Here is a 21,942-nt window from a genome sequence, read left to right on the forward strand (position 1 = left end):
GGCACGCCAAGCAGGAGCGAGGCGCTAACAGGGGGCAAATGGCTTGCTGCGGATGCACGGCAGATCGCCAAGAGTCTGTCGTGGCCAGTGGCCCGAGGCATCGGCTGGCAAGCCTCAAGGGCGATCTTCGGATCGCTCTTTTTTTTCGTGTTTATCCGGCTACCTGGCCGAGACTTCAGACCAGCCCCAGGGCGTTGGGCCGGGAGTGGGGGAACACTTCCTGCACCTGGGCGCCCGTCAGCCCCCAGGTTTTGGCCAACAGGCCACCGAGCAGATCACGGTAGTTGTTGAGCACCGGATAGTCGCGGTTCTGCAGCAGGCTCTGGGCATTCACCGCCACCTGTTCGCCGGCCAGGCGCCCACCGCGTACAGCGCCGCCGAGCACCCAGTACACCGTGCCGTGGCCGTGATCGGTGCCCTTGGCGCCATTCTCGCGAAAGGTCCGGCCGAATTCGGACACCACGATCACCAGGCTGTTGTTCCAGTGCTCGCCCATGGCTTCTGCATAGGCCGCCAGCCCCTGCCCGAGGTTGGCCAGGTTGTTGGCCAACGGGCCCTGGGTGCTGCCCTGGTTGACGTGGGTGTCCCAGCCGCCGACGTCGACAAAACCCAGGCGGTATTGCTCGCGCATCAGGCTGGCCATGCGCCGGGTCTGGGTGGCGAAGTCCTGCGCATTGGCCGCCCCGCGATTGGCCGCGAGCATCTCTTGCTGCAGTTCCTGGGAGACTTTCTGGCGCAAGGCCAGACCGTCGCTGGCCGCCGCGGCGTAGGGCGTGTGCTGGTACATGGACGACAGAATGTTCGCCTGGCGCGCATCGAAGGGCACCTTGCCGGCACTGCGCAGGGACAGGTTGGGAATGTCCCGGCCACCCTGGAAGCTCAGGGGCAGGGCGTCGGTGAAAGCCATTGGCGCGCTGTCGGGCACTTGCCGGGCCAGGCGTGCGAGAAAGCCCGAATCGTAGCGCCGGCCTGGCTGGCTCGGCTGGCCGGCCTCGATGCTGTCCTGGGTTTCGAAGTGGCTGCGCGACAGGTCGTCGGTGCCGGCAAAGGGCACGAAGGCCATTTCCTTGCGTTGCCACAGCGGGTACAGCGAGTCGCGCAGCACCGGGTTCAGGCCCCAGTGGCTGTCCAGGGCGATGGCGCTTTGCGGGTTGTGCGCGTCAGGTCGGGCGATCGCCAGGTTCGGCCGCGACTCGTAGTAGAAGTCGCTGCTGTAGGGCGCCAGCAGGTTGTTGCAGTCGTAGCCGCCGCGCAGGAACACCAGCAGGGTACGCGGCGCGGCGGCCGGCGCGGCGAACAGCCGGGCGGAAAACGACAGGCCGGGCAGGGCGGCTGCGGCGGCTGCGGCAATCAGCAGTTGGCGACGATTCATGGCGGTTCCTGGTCAGGTGGCGCGCAGCCGGTTGGCGCGTGCTCAGCGGTTGTTGAAGTCCGGCGAGGACAGCAGGAAGGTGTTCCACTCCTGGGGCGAGACGGCCTGTTCCAGGGCGTTGCGGGTGGCGCTGGAAAGATGCGGTGCGATCGCCTGGTAGTACATCGGCGTGGTGATCATTGGAAACCCCGGCCCCGGCACCGTGCTGCCTTCGGCGGTGAACAGCCGGTTGTTGCCCGAACCTATGGCCCGGGCGATTTCAAAGCGCTTGGCCATCTGCCCGGAGCTCGACCAGCCACTGGCCAGCAGTGGCCAGCCGTCGGGGGTAATCCGCCCGAACACCGGCTGGCCCAGCTGATTCAGCCAGTTGAGCAGTGGTCGCGGGTTGGCCACGGGCTTGCCGTCATAGGTCAGGCGCAGCGCCGACACCACGAACTGTTGCGGGTCCTTGAATTTCTTGCCGGCCGCTTGCAGCAACTCCGGCGACTGCATCAGCGTGCGCATGACCTGGGCGATGTCGCCGTCGCTGTCGTGGAAGGTCTTGGCCATGCGGGCCACCAGGGCCGCTGGCGGTTCGTCGGCGACAAAGTACTGGGCCAGCTTGCGCGAGATGAACTGGGCGCAGGCCGGTTGCCGGGTGATCAGGTCGATGGCCTGGGTGATCTCGTCGTAGCCGCTGCCTTTGATGGAGTGGCCGAGCAGGTGCTTGTCGCTGAAGTCATGGCGCTTGGGGTTGAACTGGAACAGACCCTGTTGCACCACCAGTGGCTGCAAGGGCCGGGGGAAGCGTTGTTGGCGACCGTCCAGGGGCATCAACCCGGCGCCGGTCAGGATCAGTGCCAATTGCTGCACATCCTCCTGGCTGTAGCCGGCCGCCACGCCCAGGGTGTGCAACTCCAGCAGCTCACGGGCGTAGTTTTCGTTGAGCTGGCCCTTGGCGTTCTGGTTGTTGTCGAGGTATTCGAGCATCGCCGGGCTTTGCAGGGTGGCCAGCAGCAGGTCCTTGAACTTGCCCAGGGCATGGGGGCGAATCGCCTCGTTCACGTAGTCGGCGCTCAGCAGCCGCACCTGGCCCTTGCCCTGGAACACGCTGAAGTGATTGAGCCAGAACAGCACCAACTGCTCCTTGAGCTGGTTGGGGCCATAGATGGCCTGCAGCAGCACAGCGGACTGGGTCTGCTCGGCGAGCTGGTTGGCCCGCTGGCGAAGGTCCTGCTTGGCCTGGTTGCGGGCCTCGCCTTCGGGCATGGCCTTGAGCTGCTCCTGATGTTGCTTGAAGTCCTGGAGCAAGGCCGGGGTCGAGCCGTTCAGCGCCGGGTAGCTGCGCAACAGGGCGTCGATTGCCGCTGGCAACGGCTCGCGCAGGCGGTCTTGCAGTTGCGCTTCGAGCAAGCCGTTGCGGCCCAGTTGGCGCAGGCGCTGGAGTTGCGCGGTGTCCAGATCGAAGCCGTCGCGCCTGAGCCAGGCGATGTCGGCGGCGCTGGGGGGCTGGGGCTCGGCGGCCTGGGCGAGGATCGGCAGGAGCACGGTCAGGGCGCTCGCCAGGTACAGGCAACGATGCAACGTATGGGGCCTTGGCATGGGGCGGTTTTCCGGATGGAGAGGGCAGCGGTATAGCGTCGCAGCGCGGCCTGGCTGAGCTTTACCTTCCTGGGTAGATCGCTCTAGATCAAGTGTTTCAACGAAGGGTTCGGACGCTTGCCGTCGACCGTTCGTCCGACGGATGGAATTGGCAAGCACTAGTCACTGCGTCATGCTGTCGATGGATATCGTAATGCCATTACTTCAAGGTTCGGCCCGGTTTCCGGGTGTCGTTATATCCCCGCGTGAGTGAGATAGGTTGCTGATGAGTGTGTTGATCCTGCCCGAGACGGCGTATGCCCGATAAGGCGTTGGCCGAGGAGCAGCGCCTGGCTGCCCTGTATGCCCTGGAACTGCTGGATACCGCCCGCTGCGAGCGCTTCGACCGCATCTGCCGGTTGGCCGCCGAGTATTTCAAGGTGCCCACGGCGTTGATCACCCTGGTGGACCGTGATCGGCAGTGGTTCAAGTCGCGGGTGGGGTTTGCGGCCGAGCAGACCCCCATCGAGCAATCGTTCTGCGCGTACACCATCAGAAACGATGATGTGTTCGAGGTGGAAAACGCCCGCCAGGATGTGCGTTTTCACGCCAATCCCCTGGTGACTGATGATCCGAGCATCGGTTTTTATGCCGGTGCGCCGCTGATCACTTCCACCGGGCATGCGATTGGCAGTCTGTGCGTCATCGACAAGCAGCCCCAGCGCCTGAACGCCGCCGAGCGCCAGCAATTGCGCGACTTGGCATCGCTGGTGATGGAGCAGATCGAGCATCGCCAGCGCCTGACCCGGCGTGACCCGGTGAGCTGCCTGCCCAACCGTGAACAGTTCCAGAGCGACCTGTACGACCTGGCGGATGAACACCCGGGAGAAAGGCGCGTGCTGGTGCTGGTGGATGCGGTGGACATGGCCGTGGCCCACGAACTGACCCTGGCCATGGGCCTGGCGCCGTTCGAAACCATCGTGCGTTTCCTGGCTCAGCAACTGCTCGCCTACCTGGGGCGGCATGTGCGGGTGTACCACGTATCGGTCAAGCGCTTCGGGTTCCTGCTGCCGGCGGCCCCGGGGATCGAGCGCTTTCTGGAAGGCTTGGTGCGCCGCCTGCGCCGTCAGCCGCCGGGCCTGGAATTGCCGATGATTCCCGGGGTGTGCGCGGGCACGGTGGAGTTTTCCACGGACCGCGACGCGGTATCCGACGTGCTGCGCAAGGCCATGTTCGCCCTGGAGCTGGCGACCCTCAACCGCAGCACCTGGGCGCCTTACGATGGGGTGCGTGACCAGGCCTATCGGCGCGCCTTCAACCTCGCCTCGGACATCAGCGAAGCCCTGGACAGCGGGCAGATCTACCTGATGTTCCAGCCGCGCTTTGCCCTGCCCGACGGCGCCCAGGTCAGCGCCGAGGCATTGATCCGCTGGGATCATCCGTGGCTGGGGCCGATTTCACCGGCCGAGTTCATTCCGGTCATGGAGCGCAATGCGCTGATCCACCGGGTGACCCATTGGGTGATCAATGCCGTGCTGGAGCGTCTGCACCGCTGGAGTTCCAGCGACGTGCAGCGTCTGTCGATCAACCTCTCGCCCCAGGATTTTGAGGATCAGGACATCGCCGATGTGCTGCGCGATGCCTGCCGGCGTCATCGCATCGACCCGCAGCGCCTGGAGGTGGAAATCACCGAAGGGGCCTGGCTGCGCTCCAACCCCAAGGTGCTGGATCAGCTGAGCAAGATTCGCGGCCTGGGCATGGATGTGGCCATCGACGACTTTGGCACCGGCTACAGCAACTTCGCCTACCTGCACCAGATCCCGGCCAATGTGGTGAAGCTCGACAAATCCATGGTCACTGACCTGGAGAGCAGCGCCCAGCACCAGAAGATCACCCGCTCGGTGATCGCCCTGGCCCGGGAACTGGGCTACCGCACCGTGGCCGAGGGCATCGAGAGTTTCAAATGCTTGCAGATGCTGCGGTCCTTTGGTTGCGACGAGGCCCAGGGCTACTTCCTGGCCCGGCCCATGGCCCAGGAAAAATTCCTCGCCCGCAGCGGCGCCCGGCGCTTTCCCTTGCAGCAGGGCTTCTGAGCCATGCCGGACAAGCCTGCCGGGGCGGTCGCGCCATGGCGGCCGCTTCAGCGTTGGGCGGCCACCAGCAACATCATCGGTCGCTCGCGCTCTTCTTCCAGGGCCGGTTGATCCAGCACTTGCTGGGCGCTCGGTCCCCATTCCTCGACGTGGCGAATGTTGAACCCCGTAGCGATCAGGGTGTTGAGCAGGGTGCCCAGGGTGCGGTGCTGCTTGATCACCCCCTCGGCCAGCCAATGGGTGATCCGTTCGCCTTCCTGCTGGTAGCTGTCCAGGGGCCAGGACTTGCGGCCCTGGTCGTCCACCTGCCAGCCCGGATTGCGTGGAGCCATGAAAATCGGGTGCTCGATGGAGAACACCAGACGCGCCCCGGGCACCAGGGCGGCGTAGACCTGGGCGAACAGGCCGCGCAGGTCCTTGATGTAATGCAGGGCCAGGGAGCTGTAGGCCAGGTCGCAGCTGCAACTGGGCAGGCTCAGGTGTTCCAGGTCGGCCTGCTGATAATCGATGTTGGGCGCCGAGGTGCGGGCGCGGGCGGTCGCCAGCATCTTCTGCGAAACGTCCAGACCCAGCACCTGCTGGGCCCCCTGTTCGCTGGCCCAACGGCTGAACCAGCCATAGCCGCAGCCCAGGTCCAGCACCCGAAGGCCGTTCATCGGTGGCAGCAGGGCTTGCAGGGCCGGCCATTCTGGTGCCGCATTCAGGCCGCCGATGGAGCGGCCCAGTTGGCTATAACCCTGGAAAAAGCTCGGGTCGTCGTAAATGTTCTGGGTCATCTCGCAGTTCCTTCAGGTTCGTGTGCAGCCCGTGATGTCGGGCGAATCATGCAAAAGAAGCGGCTGAGGGGCTTGTCCCTCGGAGGGCGCGACGCAGGTATCGTCGATGGCCGGGCAGGGGGTACGGGGAAACAGGCCGGATATCTTAGCCAATTGGCCAGGCCGGGCTATCGCCGGGTGCTTTGCGCGCGCCGATTGTCAGGAGCACAATCGCCGGCCAAGGCCTGCCGAATCTTCCCGATGGCTGGCCTGTAGCCAGCGAGGATTCATGGGCAAAGCGAGAGTGATAGGCACGACCATCGAGGCGATCCGTTCTGCCGAGACGGCATTGGGGCGAACCTTGCCCGGATCGTTCGTCGAGTGGCTTCTGGATCACAACGGCAAGGCACTGGGGGCTCTGGAAGTGTTTCCGGTCTTTGATGCGCGCGATCCGCGCAAGACCTGGGAGTCGATAGTCCGGCATTTCGAGGGTGGCTGGCAGGCGTGGCAGGACAGCGTCTGCACTGATTCGGCGGGCTTCTCCCGCTGGCTGCCGTTCGCTCAGTTCGGCACCGGCGACTACTACTGCTTCGATTACGCCGTACTGGGCCAGGCCGCGGAGCCCGTGGTGGTGCTGTGGTCGCATGAGACTGGCCGGACAACCGTTGTTGCAGATAACTATGCGGCTTTTCTGGCCAGCAGCGATCGGCCGGGCTAGGCACAAGGCTGGGGCTTGAGTCGTCAGGCTTGAAGCTTGGAAGAGAAGTTGTCGCTTGAGTTCAAGGACTGAAAAGCGGTTTTGCGGATCTGCGCTAACTCGCAGATTGGGGGAAGTGGAGCGGGTGAAGGGAATCGAACCCTCGTTATCAGCTTGGGAAGCTGGAGTAATGCCATTATACGACACCCGCTCGAACGGCTGACTTTGTACCAGATGTGGCCGCAGATTTGAAGTTTTTCTTTATCTGACCTGTGCTTGCGTGTCATCGCTGTTCGCCGCAGGTGGGCCATGCGCCAGGAAAAACAGGGTTTTTCAAGGACGGCCGGCCCACCTGTGACGCTGCACGGTCAGATCGCCCGTGCATGCTGAGGCTGATCATAGTGCGCGCGCGTTCGACCGTCGTACTGACCCGGCTTGAGGAATCCCAGCAGTGCCTGGCGGCTGTCGCGGCAGGCGGCCTTGTGTTCCATGTCGAGAAAGTGCCCGGTGGCCTGGATGGTGCTGAAGCTTGCGTGCTGCACATGGTCGGCGAACAGCTTGGCGTCGTTGGCCGAGGTGTACTCGTCCCACTCACCGTTGAGAAACAGCACCGGCACCTGGATGTTCTTCGCCGCCCGCAAGTAGCACTGCCGGTCGCCGTTGAGCACATGGCTGATGTGGAAGTGCATCTGCCCGTACTCGTGCTCCGCCAGGCTGCTGACGTGGCGATAGTTGTAGCGCTTGAACAGCGAGGGCAGGTGCTTGCCGATGGTGTCGTTGACCAGGTGGCCGACGCGATGGCGGTCGAGGTTGCCGAGGTAGTCGACACCGCGCTCCAGATAGTCGCGCATCGGCTCGTTGATCACCGGCGAGAACGAGCTGATCACGGCTTTCTCGATGCGCCGCGGACGCTGGGCCAGGGCCTGCAAGGCGGCGGCGCCGCCCCAGGAAAACGACAGCACGTGCTCGGCGGCAAAGTGCTCGATCAACTCCAGAAGGATCTGTCCCTCCACTTCCTTGGTGAGCATCCGTTCGTGTTTGTTGTGGGCCTTGGAGCGGCCCGCGTAGGGCTGGTCGTAGAGCACCACGTTGAACTGCGGGTGCAGGTTCTTCACGGTCTGGGCAAAGGACGCAGTGGTGGCCATCGAGCCGTTGACCAGAATGATGGTCTTGTCCGCGGCGTCTGCGCGATAGAACTCCGTGTAAACCCGATACTGACCCTGTATATCCAGCACAGCGATTTCTGGCCTCATGTCATAAGACTCCTGGCAAGCGGGTATGCGCGCAACTTGAGTGTGCACGGGCAATGTGACAGGTAGGCATACGCCTTGAATGGGAGCCCATGTCGATCCGGTAAGGCAGGTCGACGGGTGTTGTTATAGGCGGGCGATTTGCCGGGGGAAATGCAGAGCAGGCAGGGCTCAGGCCGGCAAAAGGTTTCTTAGATGTCTGTTCGTGACTCATCGGTCACAATTCGGCCGACGGACTGATTCAAGCAGGGCAATCGATAACCTGCAAGTCGATTGGGCAAATTGTTCGACAGCTTCTGCTCAGCGGTCGTCCGGGCATGGCGAGCCTCAGATCAGGCGGATTTCGTCGCCGCTCAGGGGCCGGTACTCGCCGGGGGCCAGCCGCTCGTCCAGCACCAGCGGCCCCATGCGTTCGCGGTGCAGGCGCAGCACCTTGTTGTTGAAGTGGCCGAACATGCGCTTGACCTGGTGATAGCGCCCTTCGACGATGCTCAGCCGGGCGCTGCGCGGACCGAGGATCTGTAACTGCGCGGGCAGGGTGGTGAGGTCCTCGAAGGCGAAATACAGGCCGCGGGCGAAGGTCTGGATGTACTCGGGGCCCATCTCGTCTTCGGTTTCCACGTAGTACAGCTTGGGCAGTTTGGTCTGCGGCTGGGTCAGGCGCCGCGACCACTGGCCGTCGTTGGTGATCAGCATCAGCCCGGTGGTGTTGTAGTCCAGGCGTCCGGCGATGTGCAGCTCCTGCGGGTCCGGCTCGTGGATCAGCTCCAGCACGGTCTGGTGCTCGGGATCACGGGTGGCACTGACGCAACCCATGGGCTTGTGCAGCATGAAGTAGCGCGCCGGCTTGCCGGCCTGCAGCACCTCCTCATCCAGTTCCACCCGACTGAATTCGCGAACCTCGGCCCGGGGATCGCTGACCGGCTGACCGTCGATGCACACGCGCCGCTGCACCAGCAGCAGGCGCACCTGTTGGCGGTTGAAGCGCGGCAGGTTGCTGAGGAAACGGTCAAGGCGCATGGCAGGCGATCGCAGGCAGAGGGTGGGCGGGTTTCAAGAGCGCGGCAGGGTGCCGGCGCGCAACTGCGCCTCGACCCCGGCGCAGCGCGGGCACAGGCAGGCACGGTCGCGCAGGTGGGGCGCCAGGGCCTCGATGATGGCCGGGTCGATGCTCACGCTGTAGCACCAGCAGGCGCGGTCCGCCGTGCGAGGGTCGGCCAGGACGCAATCGTTGCGGGCACCGCAGGCCGGGCAAAGGTCAGGTTCATTCATGGCTGGAGTCAGGCATTTCCACGCAGGTTCGATTACGTCCACTTTGCTTGGCGCGGTACATCGCATGATCGGCACGGGACAGCAGGCTGTGCAGGGTGTCTGCCGGTTGCAGGGCGGTCAAGCCGATACTGACGGTCAGTTGCAGGGACTGCCCTTCATAGTGGTAGCGCTGCCGTTCGGTCAGCTGCCGAATCTTTTCGGCGATCTGCAGGGCGGGCCCGCTCTGGGTGTCCTTGAGCAGGACGATGAATTCCTCGCCGCCCCAGCGACAGACGATATCGGACTGGCGCAGGCAGTCCTGCAGGTCCCGGGCGAAGCCGCTGAGCACCTGGTCCCCGGCCAGGTGGCCGTAGGTATCGTTGAGGCGCTTGAAGTGATCCAGGTCCAGCAGCAGGGCGCAGAGCGGCGTCAAGTCGCGTCGCGCCTCTTGCAGGGCCTGGGCCGCCAGCAGGTCGAAGCCGCGGCGGTTGGGCAGGCGGGTCAGGCTGTCGAGGGTGGCCTGGGTTTCGATCTTGCGCTGGTAACGGCGCACCACGCCGCTGAGCAGGATCAGCACGATGGCGGTGATCACCAGGCAGATCAGCAGGTTCAGGTACAGCGACTGGCGAATGCCGTTGAGGGCGCCATCTTCGCGCTTGTCGACGAACAGGTACCAGTTCAGCTCGGGAATGAAGCGCACATTGAGAAAATGCCCCTGGCCCTGGGTCGAGTATTCATAGCTGCCGCTGTGGGGCTTGGGCAGTTGGGCCATCAGTTCCTTGAGGCTTTCCAGGTCATGCAGGGACTGGCCGCTGCGGGCGCCCTGGGGCCCACCGTCGGCACCGGTCAGCACGATGCGCCCGAAGGTGTCGACGAAGTACACGCTGCGCTGGTAGCGCTGCTGGTACTTGTCGATCAGCTTGATCACCGCGTCCACCGTCAGGCCGACGCCGGCGGCGCCGATGAAACGCTCCTGGTAGTCGTAGACCTTGTAGTTGATGAAGAAGGTCAGCTTGTCCTGGTTGGCCAGGTCCGGGTCGACGTTGATCTCGTAGGGCGTGGCCATATTGCGCACGCGAAAGTACCAGGCGTCCCGGGGTTCATCGACCTTGACCTTCTTCAGCACGCCCTTGGCCTGGTAGTAGGTGAGGCTGGTGTTGGAGACGAAAAAGGCGGTGTAGGCGTCGTAGTGGGTCATGACCTCGTTGAGGTAGCGGGTCATCTGGCTGGGGTCGCGTTCACCGGCCACCACCCAGTCACGCATGAAGGTGTCGCGGGCCATCATCGAGGAGATGAGCACCGGTCGTACCAGGTCCTTCTGGATTTCCGAATACACGGTGTCGGAAGTCAGCGGCAGTTCGGTGTTGACGATGTTGTCGCGGATCGAATCCCGCGAGGCGTAGTAGCTGAGCAGGGAGGTGGCAAGGAAGCCACTGCCCAGCAGGGTGATCAGGACCAGCACCAGCGAACGTTGCGAATACAGGGGAGAACGAAGCGCCATGGTAATTCCGTGATAGTGGCCCGATGACGCATTCTAGTGGCACGGCGGGCAAATGACTCGTTCATCCATGCACTGAATTGTCTTGGCGTTGATACGTTGCCAAGGCCTCTTTCGCCGCCGCCATTCCAAGCCTTGAGACGCCGCGGGCGGGGACCTGCCAGCGGTCGCGTGACTTGTATCAATGTGTTGCCGGAATCGCACCAGAAGGCAATTTTGCGGTCAGATATTTCGTCAGTCAGCCTGTTGCTGATTGCCGCCTGCCAGCGTCGCTGGCGTGGCTTCTTCGCGGTCCAGGAGGCCGCCATGTATCGTCGACTTCTGCTTGTTGCATTACTGGGTTTGAGTCTTGGCGCGTGCGTCCCTTATTACGATGGAGGCTCAAGCTATTACAGCTCCGAGGTCTACAGCTCCCCGGCGCCGGCTTATTACTACGGTGGCGGTTCATCCTATTACTCCACCGGACGCAGCTACTACGCGCCACGCTATTACCAGCCGGCGCCGCGCTACTACTCACCGGCTCCGCGTTATTACCAGGTCCCCCGGGCGGTCTACCGACCTTATCCCGCCCAGGGCTGGGGCGGGCATGAGCGCCACGGCAACTGGAACAATGACAACGGCGGCAATCAGGACTGGGGCGGTCACGGCGGGCGTGGCCGCGGCGACCATGGACGTGGTGGGCGCGGCCACTGATTCGGCCAGGGTCGGGAGCCCGTAGCCGCCTCGGGCGGCTACGGGCTTTTTAGTAATCGGTCAGGTCCGCCAGGGGATGGCGACCTTCCCAAGCTTTGTGGAAGTGCGCTTCGACCACGGCCTCAGGCACCTGAGTGATATCCGCCCAGTGCCAGTGCGGCTGATGATCCTTGTCGATCAGGCGCGCACGCACGCCTTCGGCGAACTCCGGATGCCGGCAGCAGTTCAGGCTCAGGGTGTATTCCATCTGGAATACCTCGGCCAGCGACAGGTAACGGGCGCGGCGGATCTGTTCCCAGACCAGATGGGCCGTCAGCGGGCAGCCCTGGGTCAGGGTCTGGGCCGCGCGTTGGTAGAGGGCATCGTGGTGATGCTGCAACTGGCTGATGGCGCGCCAGGCGCAGGCCACGTCACTGACATCCAGCCATTCGTCGATCTGCGCCCGGCGCGGCAGCCATTGGGCTTCGGGCAGTTGCGCCGATGCTTCCTGCTGCAAGGCCTTGAGCAGGCTGTTGAGCTGCCGCGGGGTCTGCTCCTGCCAGTTCAACTGCAGCAAGCCTTCGATCAGCGCCTCCTGTTGCTCATCCAGCAGGAAGCGATCGGCGAGACCCAGGTCCAGGGCGTCACGGCCATTCATATGGGCGCCGGTGAGTCCGAGAAACAGGCCGAGCTTGCCGGGCATGCGTGAAAGGAACCAGCTGGCGCCCACATCGGGATACAAGCCGATGCTGATCTCCGGCATCGCCAGGCGACTGCTGGGAGTGACGATGCGGATACCGGCGCCTTGCAGCAGCCCCATGCCGCCGCCCAGTACATAGCCGTGGCCCCAGCAGATCACCGGCTTGGGGTAGGTGTGCAGGCGATAGTCGAGGCGGTATTCCGCGGCGAAAAAATGCCCGGCCAACGCCGGTACTTCGCCCGGATGATCCAGGCAGGCCTGGGCCAGGCTGCGCACTTCGCCACCGGCACAGAAGGCCTTGGCGCCGTTGCCGCGCAGCAGCACGCAGACCACTTGCGGGTCCTTGGCCCAGGCGTCGAGGCGTTCGCTCAACTGCTGGATCATCGGCAGCGACAGGGCGTTCAGGGATTTTTCCGCGTCCAGGGTGGCAATGGCGATGCGTGCGCCATCGGTGCCGGTGAGTTCTTCGACGTGCAGGTTCATCGTGACCTCGATGGGGAAATTTGAGCGCTCAGTATGATCGCTGTAAGGGAAACTGCCGGTTCTGTGTCAGATCAATTGACAAGCGAAGTCGGCTTTCCTAGGGTGCGGCCATTGTTTTTTCACGGGCCTGGCCATGACTGCTGACGATCGTATCAAACTCGAACCGAGCTGGAAGGAGGCCCTGCGGGCCGAATTCGAGCAGCCCTACATGAGCGAACTGCGCGAGTTCCTGCGCCGGGAACATGCCGCCGGCAAGGAAATCTACCCGCCGGGTCCAATGATCTTCAATGCCCTGAATTCCACGCCGCTGGACAAGGTCAAGGTGGTGATTCTCGGCCAGGACCCCTACCACGGACCGGGCCAGGCCCACGGCCTGTGCTTCTCGGTGCAGCCCGGGGTGCCGGCGCCGCCATCGCTGGTGAACATCTATAAAGAGCTCAAGCGCGATCTGAATATCGACATTCCCAACCACGGCTACCTGCAGAGCTGGGCCGACCAGGGTGTGCTGATGCTCAACACCACCATGACCGTGGAGCGGGCCAACGCCGCATCCCATGCGGGCAAGGGCTGGCAGTTCTTCACCGACCGGATCATCGAAGTGGTCAGCGAGCACCAGCCGCATCTGGTGTTCCTGCTGTGGGGCGCCCATGCCCAGAGCAAGCAGAAGCTGATCGACGCCACCAAGCACCTGGTGCTGACCTCGGTGCACCCCTCGCCGCTGTCGGCCTACCGTGGCTTCATCGGTTGCGGGCACTTCAGCCGCACCAACAAATACCTTGAGCAGAACGGCGAGACGCCCATCGAGTGGCGCCTGCCGCCGTTGTAACTATTGCTCGATGGGGGGGCTGCTTGGCGGCCACCCCACTCGCGACTTGAACCAGGGCATATCTGTAGCCGCTGCCGCAGGCTGCGAACGGCCCGTAGGGACGCGGCGGTGGCTCGGCCACTGAAGGTCCTGCGACTACAGCGGGCCTTTGTTCCAGTGGCGGAACAAAGGCTCGGCGAGAAACAGCACGAACAACAACCTCATGACCTGCATCGCCGTCACCAATGGCACCGACAGTTGCAGGGTTTCGGCCGTCAGGCTCATCTCCGCAATACCGCCGGGCATCATGCCCAATGTCAGCGAGCGCAGGTCGAGGCGGGTCAGCACGCTCAGGCCCAGGGCCGCAAGGCCGGCGATCAGCATGGTCAGGGCGGTGCCGATCAGGGTGCGGCCCATGAACGACGGTGCTCGACGAAAGAACTGCCGGTTGAAGTGACAGCCCAGGCCGCTGCCGATCAGCCACTGGCCCAGCTGGCTGGCGCCGTCGGGCAGGCCGATGTGCAGGTCCCAGGCGATGCTGGCCGACGCGCTGAGCAGCAACGGGCCGAACAGCCAGGGATTGGGCTGGCGCAGGCGTTGCCAGAGCCAGGCCAGCAGCGCTCCTGCCGGGAACAGCAGGGCCAGCCACTGCCAGTCCACGCTGCTTGCGTGCAGGGACGGGGCGCCGTCCCCCAACAGGTACTTGAACGCCGCCGGCACACAGAGCACCACCGTCAGCACCCGCAGGCTCTGCCCGGCCGCTACCCGACTGAGCACCGCGCCGTTACGCGCGCCGAGATTGACCATCTCCCCGGAGCCGCCGGGCATGCTGGAGAAGAATGCCGTGGCCCGGTCTTCCCCGGTGCGCCGCAGCAACCACACCCCGACCACGCTGGACAGGCTGGTGACCAGGGCGCCGCAGAAGATCAGGCCGAAATGGCTCAGCACCTGCTCCATCACCAGCGGCGTGAAATGCAGGCCAATGCCGATGCCGACCACCCATTGTCCGCATTTGCGCCCGCCGGGGATTTCCGCCAATTGCCAGGGTGTCAGGCAGCGCACCAGGATGATCGCCAGCAACGAGCCGACCATCCACGGCAGCGGCCAGCCGACCTGGCTGGCGAGGTAGCCGCCAGCCAGGCCCACCAGGGGCGTGCCCCACCATTGCCTGAAGCGGGCTTCAGACATCGGCCACGGCACGTTGCTCGGCCGCGCGCTTGCGCCAGATGCGCAGCAGCGGCATCAGCAGCATGATCACGGTCAGCACCCAGACCCCGACGGTGATCGGGCTCGACCAGAGAATCTCCATGGCACCGTTGGAGATCGACAGCGCCCGGCGCAGGTTCTGTTCCATCAGGCCGCCGAGGATGAAGCCCAGCAGCACCGGCGACAGCGGGAAGTCCAGCTTGCGCAGGATGTAGCCGAAGATGCCGATGCCCACCATCAGGAACAGGTCGAAGGTGGTGGCGTGCACCGCGTAGACGCCGATCCCGGTAATGATCGCGATCACCGGCACCAGGGCCCAGTTCGGCACCGCGAGGATGCGGGTGAAGAGGCGGATCATCGGGATGTTGAGGATCACCAGCATGATGTTGGCGATGAACAGCGAGGCGATCAGGCCCCAGACGATGTCCGGCTGTTGCTGGAACAGCAGCGGGCCGGGGGTGATGTTGTACAGCGACAGCGCGCCGATCATCACCGCGGTGGTGCCGGAACCGGGCACGCCCAGGGTCAGCATCGGCACCAGGGCACCGCAGGCCGAAGCGCCGATCGCGGTTTCCGGGGCCGCCAGGCCGCGCTTGTCGCCTTCGCCGAAGGTGCCGCTGGCGCCGGCGATGCGTTTCTCGGTCATGTAGGCCACGGCGCTGGCCAGGGTCGCACCGGCGCCGGGCAGCACGCCCATGATGAAGCCCAGCAGGCCGCAGCGGATGTTCACCGCGAACACCGAGGCCGCTTCCTTGAGGTTGAACATCATGCGTCCGGTGGCCTTGACCGCTTCCTGGCCGCGATGGGTTTTTTCCAGCAGCAACAGAATCTCGCTGATGGAGAACAGGCCCAGCACCAGCACCACGAACTGGATGCCGTCGGTGAGGTGGATGTTGTCCCCGGTGAAGCGATACACGCCGCTGTTGGCGTCGATGCCCACCGCCGACAGGAACAGCCCGATCAACGCGGCGATAAAAGTCTTCAATGGCCGGTCGCCGGCCATGCCGCCCAGGCAGACGATGGCGAACACCATCAGCACGAAGTACTCCGCCGGACCGAAGGCGATCGCCCACTTGGCCAGCAGCGGGGCGAACAGCACCATGCCGCAGGTGGCAATGAAGGCGCCGATGAACGAACTCCAGGCCGACAGCGACAGGGCCACGCCCGCCAGGCCCTTGCGCGCCATGGGGTAGCCGTCGAGGGTGGTCATCACGGTGGAGGCTTCGCCGGGAATGTTCAGCAGGATCGAGCTGATGCGGCCGCCGTATTCGCAGCCCAGGTACACCGCCGCCAGCAGGATCAGCGCCGATTCCGGCGGCAGGCCCAGGGCGAAGGCGATGGGGATCAGCAGCGCCACGCCGTTGATCGGGCCCAGGCCCGGCAGCAATCCGACCACGGTGCCGATCAGGGTGCCGCACAGGGCGGTGACCAGGTTGTAGGGGGTCAGCGCTACGCCGAAGCCCTGGCCCAGGTAACTGAGGGTATCCATATCAATTCTCCAGAACGTCGAGCAGGCCGAGGGGCAGTGGTACGTCCATGACCCGGTCGAACAGCCAGTAGAGGCCGACACTGAGCAGGCTGATGATCACCAGGCTGGGCAGCCAGCGGCCGCCATAAAGCCGGGCCATCGGCACGCCGATGAGGATGCTGGCGAGGATGAAGCCCAGGGGTTCGAAGGTGCCGGCGAACACCAGCAGCAAGGTCACGCAGAGCGTGATCTTGGTCAGGGTCTGCCGGTCCAGGGGCGGTTCGTCTTCGCTGTGCTTGATGGGTGCCGGGCGAAACAGCATGTACAGCAGGGCCAGGCCCATCAGGCCGAGCATCAGCAAAGGGAAGGCCCGCGGGCCCACGGGTTCGTAGGAAAAGGCCGCCTGATACGGCCAGGCCATCAGTGCCAGAGCGGCACAGGCCAGCAGCAACACCGCGGCGAAGAGACGTTGAACGAGCATGGTTAACTCCCGGGCGCGGCCCTCGATGCGCGAGGGCCGCGCCGTCAGCAAGGGACGGTCACTGGATCAGGCCGAACTCTTTGGCCAGGGTCTTGTAGTCGGCCACCTGCTTTTTCACGTAGGTGTCCAGCTCGGGGCCGGTCAGGGCGAAGGGGAACAGCTCGCGCTGATCGCGCAGCTTGGCGAAGTCTTCGGAGGCCAGCAGTTTGTCGAAGGCGTCTTTCCACCAGGCGTATTCCTCGTCGGTGACCTTCGGCCCGAGGTAGAAGCCGCGCACTACGGGCCAGACGATGTCGTAGCCCTGCTCCTTGGCGGTGGGGATGTCCTTCATTTCCGGCTCGTCCAGGCGCTGTTCGGAGAACACCGCCAGCAGGCGCATATCGCCGGCCTGGATGTGTGGCATGGAGTCGGAAATATCGGTGCTGCCGACCTGAATGTGCCCGCCCAGCAGGGCAGTGGCGATCTCGCCGCCGCCTTCCAGGGCGACGTAGCGCAGGTCCCGGGGGTTGATCCCGGCGGCCTTGGCGATCAGCGCGGTCTGCATCCAGTCCTGGCTGCCGACGGTGCCGCCGGAACCTATCACTACTTTGCTTGGATCTTTCTTAAGAGCCTGGACCAGATCGTCGAGGGTCTTGTAGGGCGAATCGCTTTTCACGGCGATGGCGCCGTAGCTGGTGCCCACCGCCGCCAGCCAGCGCACCGCGCTTTCATCGAAACGGCCGAACTTGCCCTGGGCCAGGTTCAGCAGCGAGCCGCTGGACCAGGCCACGAGGGTTCCGGCGTCGGCCGGGCGCTGGGCCACCACCGCGTTGTAGGCCACCGCACCGACGCCGCCGGGCATGTAGGTCACGCGCATCGGCTTGGTCAGGATTTTCTCGTTGACCAGGGCGCTTTGCGCCAGCTTGCAGGTCAGGTCGAAGCCGCCGCCCGGGGAGGCCGGGGCGATGCATTCCGGGCGCTTGGGCTCGGCGGATGCGGCCAGCAATTGGCCGGCGAACAGCATGCAGCCGGCGGTGAGGGCGAGGTTACGCAGTGAAAAGTCCATGATTGTCTCCACAGGAGTTGTTGTTATCGGTCTGTCCGGGTCATCCCCGAGCCTTTTTTCCGTAGGAGCCGGCTTGCCGGCGAAAGAGCCTTGAGTTCTGTGCAGGGCTTGCGGGCCTCTTCGCTGGCAAGCCAGCTCCTACGAAACAGCGAAACGTTGAACGACGAGGCGGGCTCGCTGGCTTACCACAGGGCTACGGCGTAACTCACCAGCAGGCGCACTTCATCCGCGTCGCGAGCCGAATAGTTGGAGCGGTAGGTGGCGTTGCGCAGGCGCACGGCAACGTCCTTGAAGGTGCCGCTTTGCACCACGTACTTGATCTCGGTGTTGCGCTCCCATTCCTTGCCGGTGTCGCCGTTTTTCAGGGCGATATTGTCGCCGCTGATGTAGCGGGTCATGAAGCTCAGGCCGGGCACCCCGAGCTTGGCGAAGTCGTAGTCGTAGCGGGCCTGCCAGGAGCGTTCCTCGGCACCGGCAAAATCGTTGATCTGCACGAAGTTCACCAGGTACGGGTCGCTGCCATCGACATAGGGGAAGGCGCTGTCGCCGGACATGTGCTGGTAGCCGGCGCTGAGTTTGTGGCCGTTGAGGGCGTAGCTCAGCAGGCCGTTGAGCGAGCGGTTGTCGATCTTGCCACCCCGGGCCTGGCCCTGGTCGTCGCTGATGGCCAGGCGCAGGTCGCTGGCGAAGGTGCCAGGACCCAGGGGGCGCGACGCCACCAGGCCGAAGAAGTGCTGGTTGTAGACGTCGTCCAGTTGGGCGAAGTGGTAGCTGCCGGTGATCTTGTCGGTGAACTTGTAGTCCAGGCCGCCGAAGTTGAAGTGCTTGCCGGCCACGGTGCCGGCGAAGCGGCTGTTCTTGTTGTTGAGGCGGATGTCCTCGTAGTTGCTGTCGTCGCGGTCCTTGGCCTTGTCCAGGCGGCCGCCGGTGAAGGTCAGGTTCTTGATCTCCTTGGAGGTCAGCAGGCCGCCTTCGAAGGTCTGCGGCAGGATGCGCCCGTCGTTGGGCTTGAGGATCGGCAACTCGGGAATCAGGCTGCCGATTTTCAGTTCGGTGGCGGAAATTTTCACTTTGCCGGTCAGGCCGAGCTTGGAGTACTCATTGGCGGCGCGCCCGTCATCGTGGGTCGGCAGCAGGCCGGTGCCGGTGCGGTCGGGGCTGGAATCGAGCTTGACCCCGAGCATGCCCAGGGCGTCCAGGCCGAAGCCCACCGTGCCTTCGGTGTAGCCCGACTGCAGGTTGAGCATGAACCCCTGGGCCCATTCGTCGCGCTTGGACTGCTGGGCGCTGGTGCCCTCGCGGAAGTCGCGGTTGAAGTACATGTTGCGGGTTTCGAAGGTGGCGCTGCTGTCTTCGAAAAAGGCGGCCTGGCTCAAGGGGGCGACACCGGCGAGGGCCGCGGCGCTGGCCAGGGCGGTCGGGGTCAGGCGGGGAAAAGATACAGGTGTGACGGCGTGAGGGCGCGTGGACGGCATCCAGGGGTACTCCGTTATTGTTCTTATTGTTGACGAAAACGCTTCGAGGCGTTTTGCGTGTCAGCGGTCATTGAGACCAGGGCAGTCGAGACTGTCCGTAGCGGGACTCTAAAGGGCCAACCTTTCGCTAACCTTTCAGCGCACTTTCACGGTTTTCGGGCTTCACAGCGGCGGATGCGGCGGTACACTCCGCGCCAAAGAGCGGCGTCGATCCCCCCTGAATCGAGGTAATCATCCATGCGAGTCCTGCTCGTCGAAGACCATCTGCAACTGGCCGAAAGTGTCGCCCAGGCGCTCAAGAGCACCGGCTTGACCGTGGATGTGCTGCACGACGGCGTGGCCGCCGACCTGGCCCTGGGCAGCGAGGAATACGCCGTGGCGATCCTCGATGTCGGCCTGCCGCGCATGGACGGTTTCGAGGTGCTGGCGCGCCTGCGGGCCCGGGGCAAGAATCTGCCGGTGCTGATGCTCACCGCCCGCAGCGACGTCAAGGACCGGGTTCACGGCCTGAACCTGGGGGCCGATGACTACCTGGCCAAGCCGTTCGAACTGACCGAGCTGGAAGCCCGGGTCAAGGCCCTGTTGCGCCGCAGCGTGCTGGGCGGCGAACGCCAGCAGCGCTGCGGGGTGCTGGCCTATGACCTGGACACCCGACGCTTCACCCTGGGCGAGGAGCTGCTGAACCTGACCTCCCGCGAGCAGGCCGTGCTGGAGGCGTTGATTGCCCGTCCTGGCCGGGTGATGAGCAAGGAGCAACTGGCGTCCCAGGTCTTCGGCCTGGACGAGGAGGCCAGCCCGGACGCCATCGAGATCTACGTTCACCGCCTGCGCAAGAAGCTCGATGGCCATGCGGTGGCGATTGTCACCTTTCGCGGCCTGGGCTATTTGCTGGAAAGCCGCGATGCATAAGCCCAGCAGCCTGCGTTGGCGGTTGCTGTGGAACCTGGCGCTGCTGCTGGTGGTGCTGATGCTGGCCAGTGGGCTCAGCGCTTATTGGAATGGCCGCGAGGCCGCCGACACCGCCTATGACCGGACCCTGCTGGCCTCGGCGCGGACCATCGCCGCCGGCCTGTCCCAGCGCGACGGCAGCCTGAGTGCCAACGTGCCCTATGTGGCCCTGGACACCTTCGCCTACGACAGCGCCGGGCGCATCTACTACCAGGTCAACGATATTCACCAGCAACTGATTTCCGGTTACGAAAACCTCCCCGGTCCTCCGCCGGGCACTCCGCGTACCGATGACTACCCGGCCCTGGCGCGCTTCTATGACGCCACATACCTGGGGCAGAACGTGCGGGTGGTGAGCCTGCTCAAGGCGGTCAGCGAGCCGAACATGAATGGCATGGCGGAGATCCGCGTCGCCGAGACTGACGAGGCACGGGTCGCCATGGCCCGCAGCCTGATGGCCGATACCTTGCTGCGCCTGGGCATGCTGGCCATCGGGGCGTTGCTGCTGGTGTGGTTTGCGGTGAGTGCCGCGCTGCGGCCACTGGAGCGTTTGCGCGGTGCGGTGGAAGAGCGCCAGCCCGATGACTTGCGGCCACTGCCGCTGGTGTCGGTGCAGCGCGAGTTGTGGCCCCTGGTGCGGGCCTTGAATCATTTCACCGAACGTCTGCGCGGGCAGTTCGAGCGCCAGGCGCAGTTCATCGCCGAGGCCGCCCATGAGTTGCGCACGCCCTTGGCCGCACTCAAGGCCCGCCTGGAACTGGGCTTGCGCTCCGGCGAAGCGCAGACCTGGCGTTCGACCCTGGAAAGCGCGGCCCAGGGCACCGATCGCCTGACTCATCTGGCCAATCAACTGCTGTCCCTGGCTCGGGTGGAAAACGGCGCTCGGGCCATTGCCGAAGGCGGTGCGCAGTTGCTTGACCTCAGCCAGCTGGCTCGGGAGCTGGGCATGGCCATGGCGCCCCTGGCCCATGCCCGGGGCGTGGCCCTGGCGCTGGAGGCCGACGAGCCGGTGTGGCTCAAGGGCGAGCCGACCCTGCTCAACGAGTTGCTGAGCAACCTAGTGGACAACGCCCTGGCCCACACGCCGCCGGGTGGCAATGTGGTGCTGCGGGTCTTTGCGCCGGGTGTGCTGGAGGTGGAGGACGATGGGCCGGGGATTCCCCTGGAGGATCGGGACCGGGTCTTCGAGCGTTTCTACCGGCGCAATCAGCAGGTGGCCGGCTCGGGATTGGGCCTGGCGATCGTGGGGGAAATCTGTCGCGCCCATCTGGCCCAGATCAGCCTGCATGACGGCGAGCCTTCGGGGCTCAAGGTGCGGGTGAGTTTTATTGCCGGATGAGGATCAGTAGAGCATTGAGCGGGATGCTTGCAGATCGTTGCACATGGCCTGGTTTTCCGGGTCGATCCCCAGCTTCTTGAAGGCCGGCACGCTGAAGGCGTCAATCCGCGAGAGAGGGTGATCAGTGTCCTTGTGGCAGTACAGGGTCGCCACCTGCACCAGATCGACGTAGTCGATCCCGGCGCTCTGGCGGTCGAAGTGCAGGTACTGCCCGGGGATGGCCACCAGTTGCTCGGGGAACTCCCAGACCCGCAGCAGCTTGTCTCCCAGCAAGGGGTGGATCCGCTCGATCACGTGGTTGAGGCTGACCGGGTCGGACAGCAGTTCGTAATGGTCTTCGGCGTAGGTCAGGATCGGCAGCACGCCGATCTGGTGCACCAGGCCGCCAAGGGCTGCCTGGTCGGGCTTGAGCTGGGTGTAGCTGCGACACAGGGCGTAGCTGACCCCGGCCACTTCCAGGCTGCGGCGCCAGACATCGTGCATCTTTTGCGCTACCACTTCGGAGCGGGCGTTGAAGATCTGCTCCATCACCAGGCCGATGGCCAGGTTGCTGCTGTAGTTGACCCCCAGGCGGGTGATCGCGGTGTGCAGGTCGGTGACTTCCTGGGTCGCCCGCAGCAGGGGGCTGTTGACCACCTTGATCAGCCGTGCCGACAACGCGGTGTCGCGGCCTATCACTTTACTCAGGGTGCTGACGCTGATTTCCGGGTCTTCGGCGGCCTGGCGAATCTGCATGGCCACCTCCGGTAGGGTTGGCAGGACCAGGTCATCGTTGTCGATGGCCTCCACCAAATCCCGTTGGACCTTTTGCGCCAGCTCAGTCATTTCAGTTCTCTAGGGTGTT

Annotated in this window: 20 protein-coding genes and 1 tRNA gene; 6 read left to right on the plus strand and 15 right to left on the minus strand. The window is 64.5% G+C overall.

The annotated features are described in order from the left end of the window. Positions 1-175 precede the first annotated feature (175 nt). Both GWQ44_RS01930 and GWQ44_RS01935 read right to left on the minus strand, forming a co-directional pair. Entirely contained in the window at positions 176-1,372 is a 1,197-nt protein-coding gene (locus GWQ44_RS01930; RefSeq protein ID WP_275926537.1) for a DUF1501 domain-containing protein, read from the minus strand. Positions 1,373-1,414: 42 nt separating this feature from the next. Then, positions 1,415-2,953: a DUF1800 domain-containing protein gene (locus GWQ44_RS01935; RefSeq protein ID WP_275926538.1), complete on the minus strand. Its 1,539-nt coding sequence runs from the start codon at positions 2,951-2,953 to the stop codon at positions 1,415-1,417. A 296-nt stretch (positions 2,954-3,249) separates the two neighbouring features. On the opposite strand from GWQ44_RS01935, the gene GWQ44_RS01940 reads away from it, so the two are divergent. Beyond that, positions 3,250-5,025 (plus strand): sensor domain-containing phosphodiesterase, encoded by a 1,776-nt coding sequence (locus GWQ44_RS01940; RefSeq protein ID WP_275926539.1) that lies wholly within the window; start codon positions 3,250-3,252, stop codon positions 5,023-5,025. A 47-nt stretch (positions 5,026-5,072) separates the two neighbouring features. Here the strand turns inward: GWQ44_RS01940 and GWQ44_RS01945 are convergent, their stop codons facing one another. After that, a complete protein-coding gene (locus GWQ44_RS01945; RefSeq protein ID WP_275926540.1) occupies positions 5,073-5,801 on the minus strand; it encodes a class I SAM-dependent methyltransferase in 729 nt (242 codons plus the stop codon). A 268-nt stretch (positions 5,802-6,069) separates the two neighbouring features. Between GWQ44_RS01945 and GWQ44_RS01950 the strand changes: the two genes are divergently transcribed. Next, positions 6,070-6,498, plus strand: a complete 429-nt coding sequence (locus tag GWQ44_RS01950) for an SMI1/KNR4 family protein (protein ID WP_179597692.1) — start codon at positions 6,070-6,072, stop codon at positions 6,496-6,498. Between the two features lie 116 nt (positions 6,499-6,614). On the opposite strand, the gene GWQ44_RS01955 is transcribed toward GWQ44_RS01950, so the two are convergent. From GWQ44_RS01955 to GWQ44_RS01975, 5 genes are all read right to left on the minus strand, one after another. Next, a tRNA-Gly gene (locus GWQ44_RS01955) sits at positions 6,615-6,688 on the minus strand. A 157-nt stretch (positions 6,689-6,845) separates the two neighbouring features. Further along, positions 6,846-7,730: an alpha/beta hydrolase gene (locus GWQ44_RS01960; protein ID WP_016964201.1), complete on the minus strand. Its 885-nt coding sequence runs from the start codon at positions 7,728-7,730 to the stop codon at positions 6,846-6,848. Positions 7,731-8,054: 324 nt separating this feature from the next. Then, entirely contained in the window at positions 8,055-8,747 is a 693-nt protein-coding gene (locus tag GWQ44_RS01965) for a pseudouridine synthase (protein ID WP_275926541.1), read from the minus strand. Between the two features lie 33 nt (positions 8,748-8,780). Continuing rightward, positions 8,781-8,999, minus strand: coding sequence for a cysteine-rich CWC family protein (locus tag GWQ44_RS01970; protein ID WP_275926542.1), 219 nt, complete (start codon positions 8,997-8,999; stop codon positions 8,781-8,783). Then, positions 8,992-10,479 (minus strand): sensor domain-containing diguanylate cyclase, encoded by a 1,488-nt coding sequence (locus GWQ44_RS01975; RefSeq protein ID WP_275926543.1) that lies wholly within the window; start codon positions 10,477-10,479, stop codon positions 8,992-8,994. The genes GWQ44_RS01970 and GWQ44_RS01975 overlap by 8 nt, the downstream gene beginning before the upstream one ends. A 303-nt stretch (positions 10,480-10,782) precedes the next feature. Between GWQ44_RS01975 and GWQ44_RS01980 the strand changes: the two genes are divergently transcribed. Further along, on the plus strand, positions 10,783-11,169 hold the full coding sequence (locus tag GWQ44_RS01980; RefSeq protein WP_080963011.1) for a hypothetical protein: 387 nt from the start codon (positions 10,783-10,785) through the stop codon (positions 11,167-11,169). 49 nt (positions 11,170-11,218) lie between these two features. Here the strand turns inward: GWQ44_RS01980 and GWQ44_RS01985 are convergent, their stop codons facing one another. Next, positions 11,219-12,331 (minus strand): enoyl-CoA hydratase/isomerase family protein, encoded by a 1,113-nt coding sequence (locus GWQ44_RS01985; RefSeq protein WP_103741469.1) that lies wholly within the window; start codon positions 12,329-12,331, stop codon positions 11,219-11,221. Between the two features lie 133 nt (positions 12,332-12,464). Between GWQ44_RS01985 and ung the strand changes: the two genes are divergently transcribed. Beyond that, positions 12,465-13,157 (plus strand): uracil-DNA glycosylase, encoded by a 693-nt coding sequence (gene ung / locus GWQ44_RS01990; protein WP_016964196.1) that lies wholly within the window; start codon positions 12,465-12,467, stop codon positions 13,155-13,157. A gap of 135 nt (positions 13,158-13,292) precedes the next feature. Here ung and GWQ44_RS01995 read toward each other — a convergent pair whose 3' ends face one another. From GWQ44_RS01995 to GWQ44_RS02015, 5 genes are all read right to left on the minus strand, one after another. Further along, the gene (locus GWQ44_RS01995; RefSeq protein WP_047302433.1) at positions 13,293-14,324 is read right to left on the minus strand and encodes an AbrB family transcriptional regulator; all 1,032 of its coding nucleotides are present in this window, start codon (positions 14,322-14,324) and stop codon (positions 13,293-13,295) included. Then, complete coding sequence (locus tag GWQ44_RS02000) at positions 14,317-15,831, minus strand: tripartite tricarboxylate transporter permease (protein WP_016964195.1); 1,515 nt, start codon at positions 15,829-15,831, stop codon at positions 14,317-14,319. Before GWQ44_RS02000 ends, GWQ44_RS01995 begins: the two co-directional genes overlap by 8 nt. A 1-nt stretch (position 15,832) precedes the next feature. Beyond that, the gene (locus GWQ44_RS02005; RefSeq protein WP_047302436.1) at positions 15,833-16,291 is read right to left on the minus strand and encodes a tripartite tricarboxylate transporter TctB family protein; all 459 of its coding nucleotides are present in this window, start codon (positions 16,289-16,291) and stop codon (positions 15,833-15,835) included. Positions 16,292-16,349: 58 nt separating this feature from the next. After that, positions 16,350-17,336, minus strand: coding sequence for a tripartite tricarboxylate transporter substrate binding protein (locus tag GWQ44_RS02010; protein ID WP_047302438.1), 987 nt, complete (start codon positions 17,334-17,336; stop codon positions 16,350-16,352). Positions 17,337-17,518: 182 nt separating this feature from the next. Then, on the minus strand, positions 17,519-18,811 hold the full coding sequence (locus tag GWQ44_RS02015) for an OprD family porin (RefSeq protein ID WP_275926544.1): 1,293 nt from the start codon (positions 18,809-18,811) through the stop codon (positions 17,519-17,521). 237 nt (positions 18,812-19,048) lie between these two features. Here GWQ44_RS02015 and GWQ44_RS02020 point away from each other — a divergent pair, with 237 nt between their 5' ends. Both GWQ44_RS02020 and GWQ44_RS02025 read left to right on the plus strand, forming a co-directional pair. After that, positions 19,049-19,720, plus strand: a complete 672-nt coding sequence (locus tag GWQ44_RS02020) for a response regulator (protein WP_275926545.1) — start codon at positions 19,049-19,051, stop codon at positions 19,718-19,720. After that, on the plus strand, positions 19,713-21,098 hold the full coding sequence (locus GWQ44_RS02025; RefSeq protein ID WP_047302442.1) for a sensor histidine kinase: 1,386 nt from the start codon (positions 19,713-19,715) through the stop codon (positions 21,096-21,098). The genes GWQ44_RS02020 and GWQ44_RS02025 overlap by 8 nt, the downstream gene beginning before the upstream one ends. A 3-nt stretch (positions 21,099-21,101) precedes the next feature. On the opposite strand, the gene GWQ44_RS02030 is transcribed toward GWQ44_RS02025, so the two are convergent. Beyond that, a complete protein-coding gene (locus tag GWQ44_RS02030) occupies positions 21,102-21,923 on the minus strand; it encodes an HDOD domain-containing protein (protein ID WP_047302444.1) in 822 nt (273 codons plus the stop codon). Between the last annotated feature and the right edge of the window lie 19 nt (positions 21,924-21,942).

Origin of the sequence: Pseudomonas sp. 3MA1 (assembly GCF_029237275.1) — a bacterium.
Classification (GTDB): Bacteria; Pseudomonadota; Gammaproteobacteria; order Pseudomonadales; family Pseudomonadaceae; genus Aquipseudomonas; species Aquipseudomonas fluorescens_AP.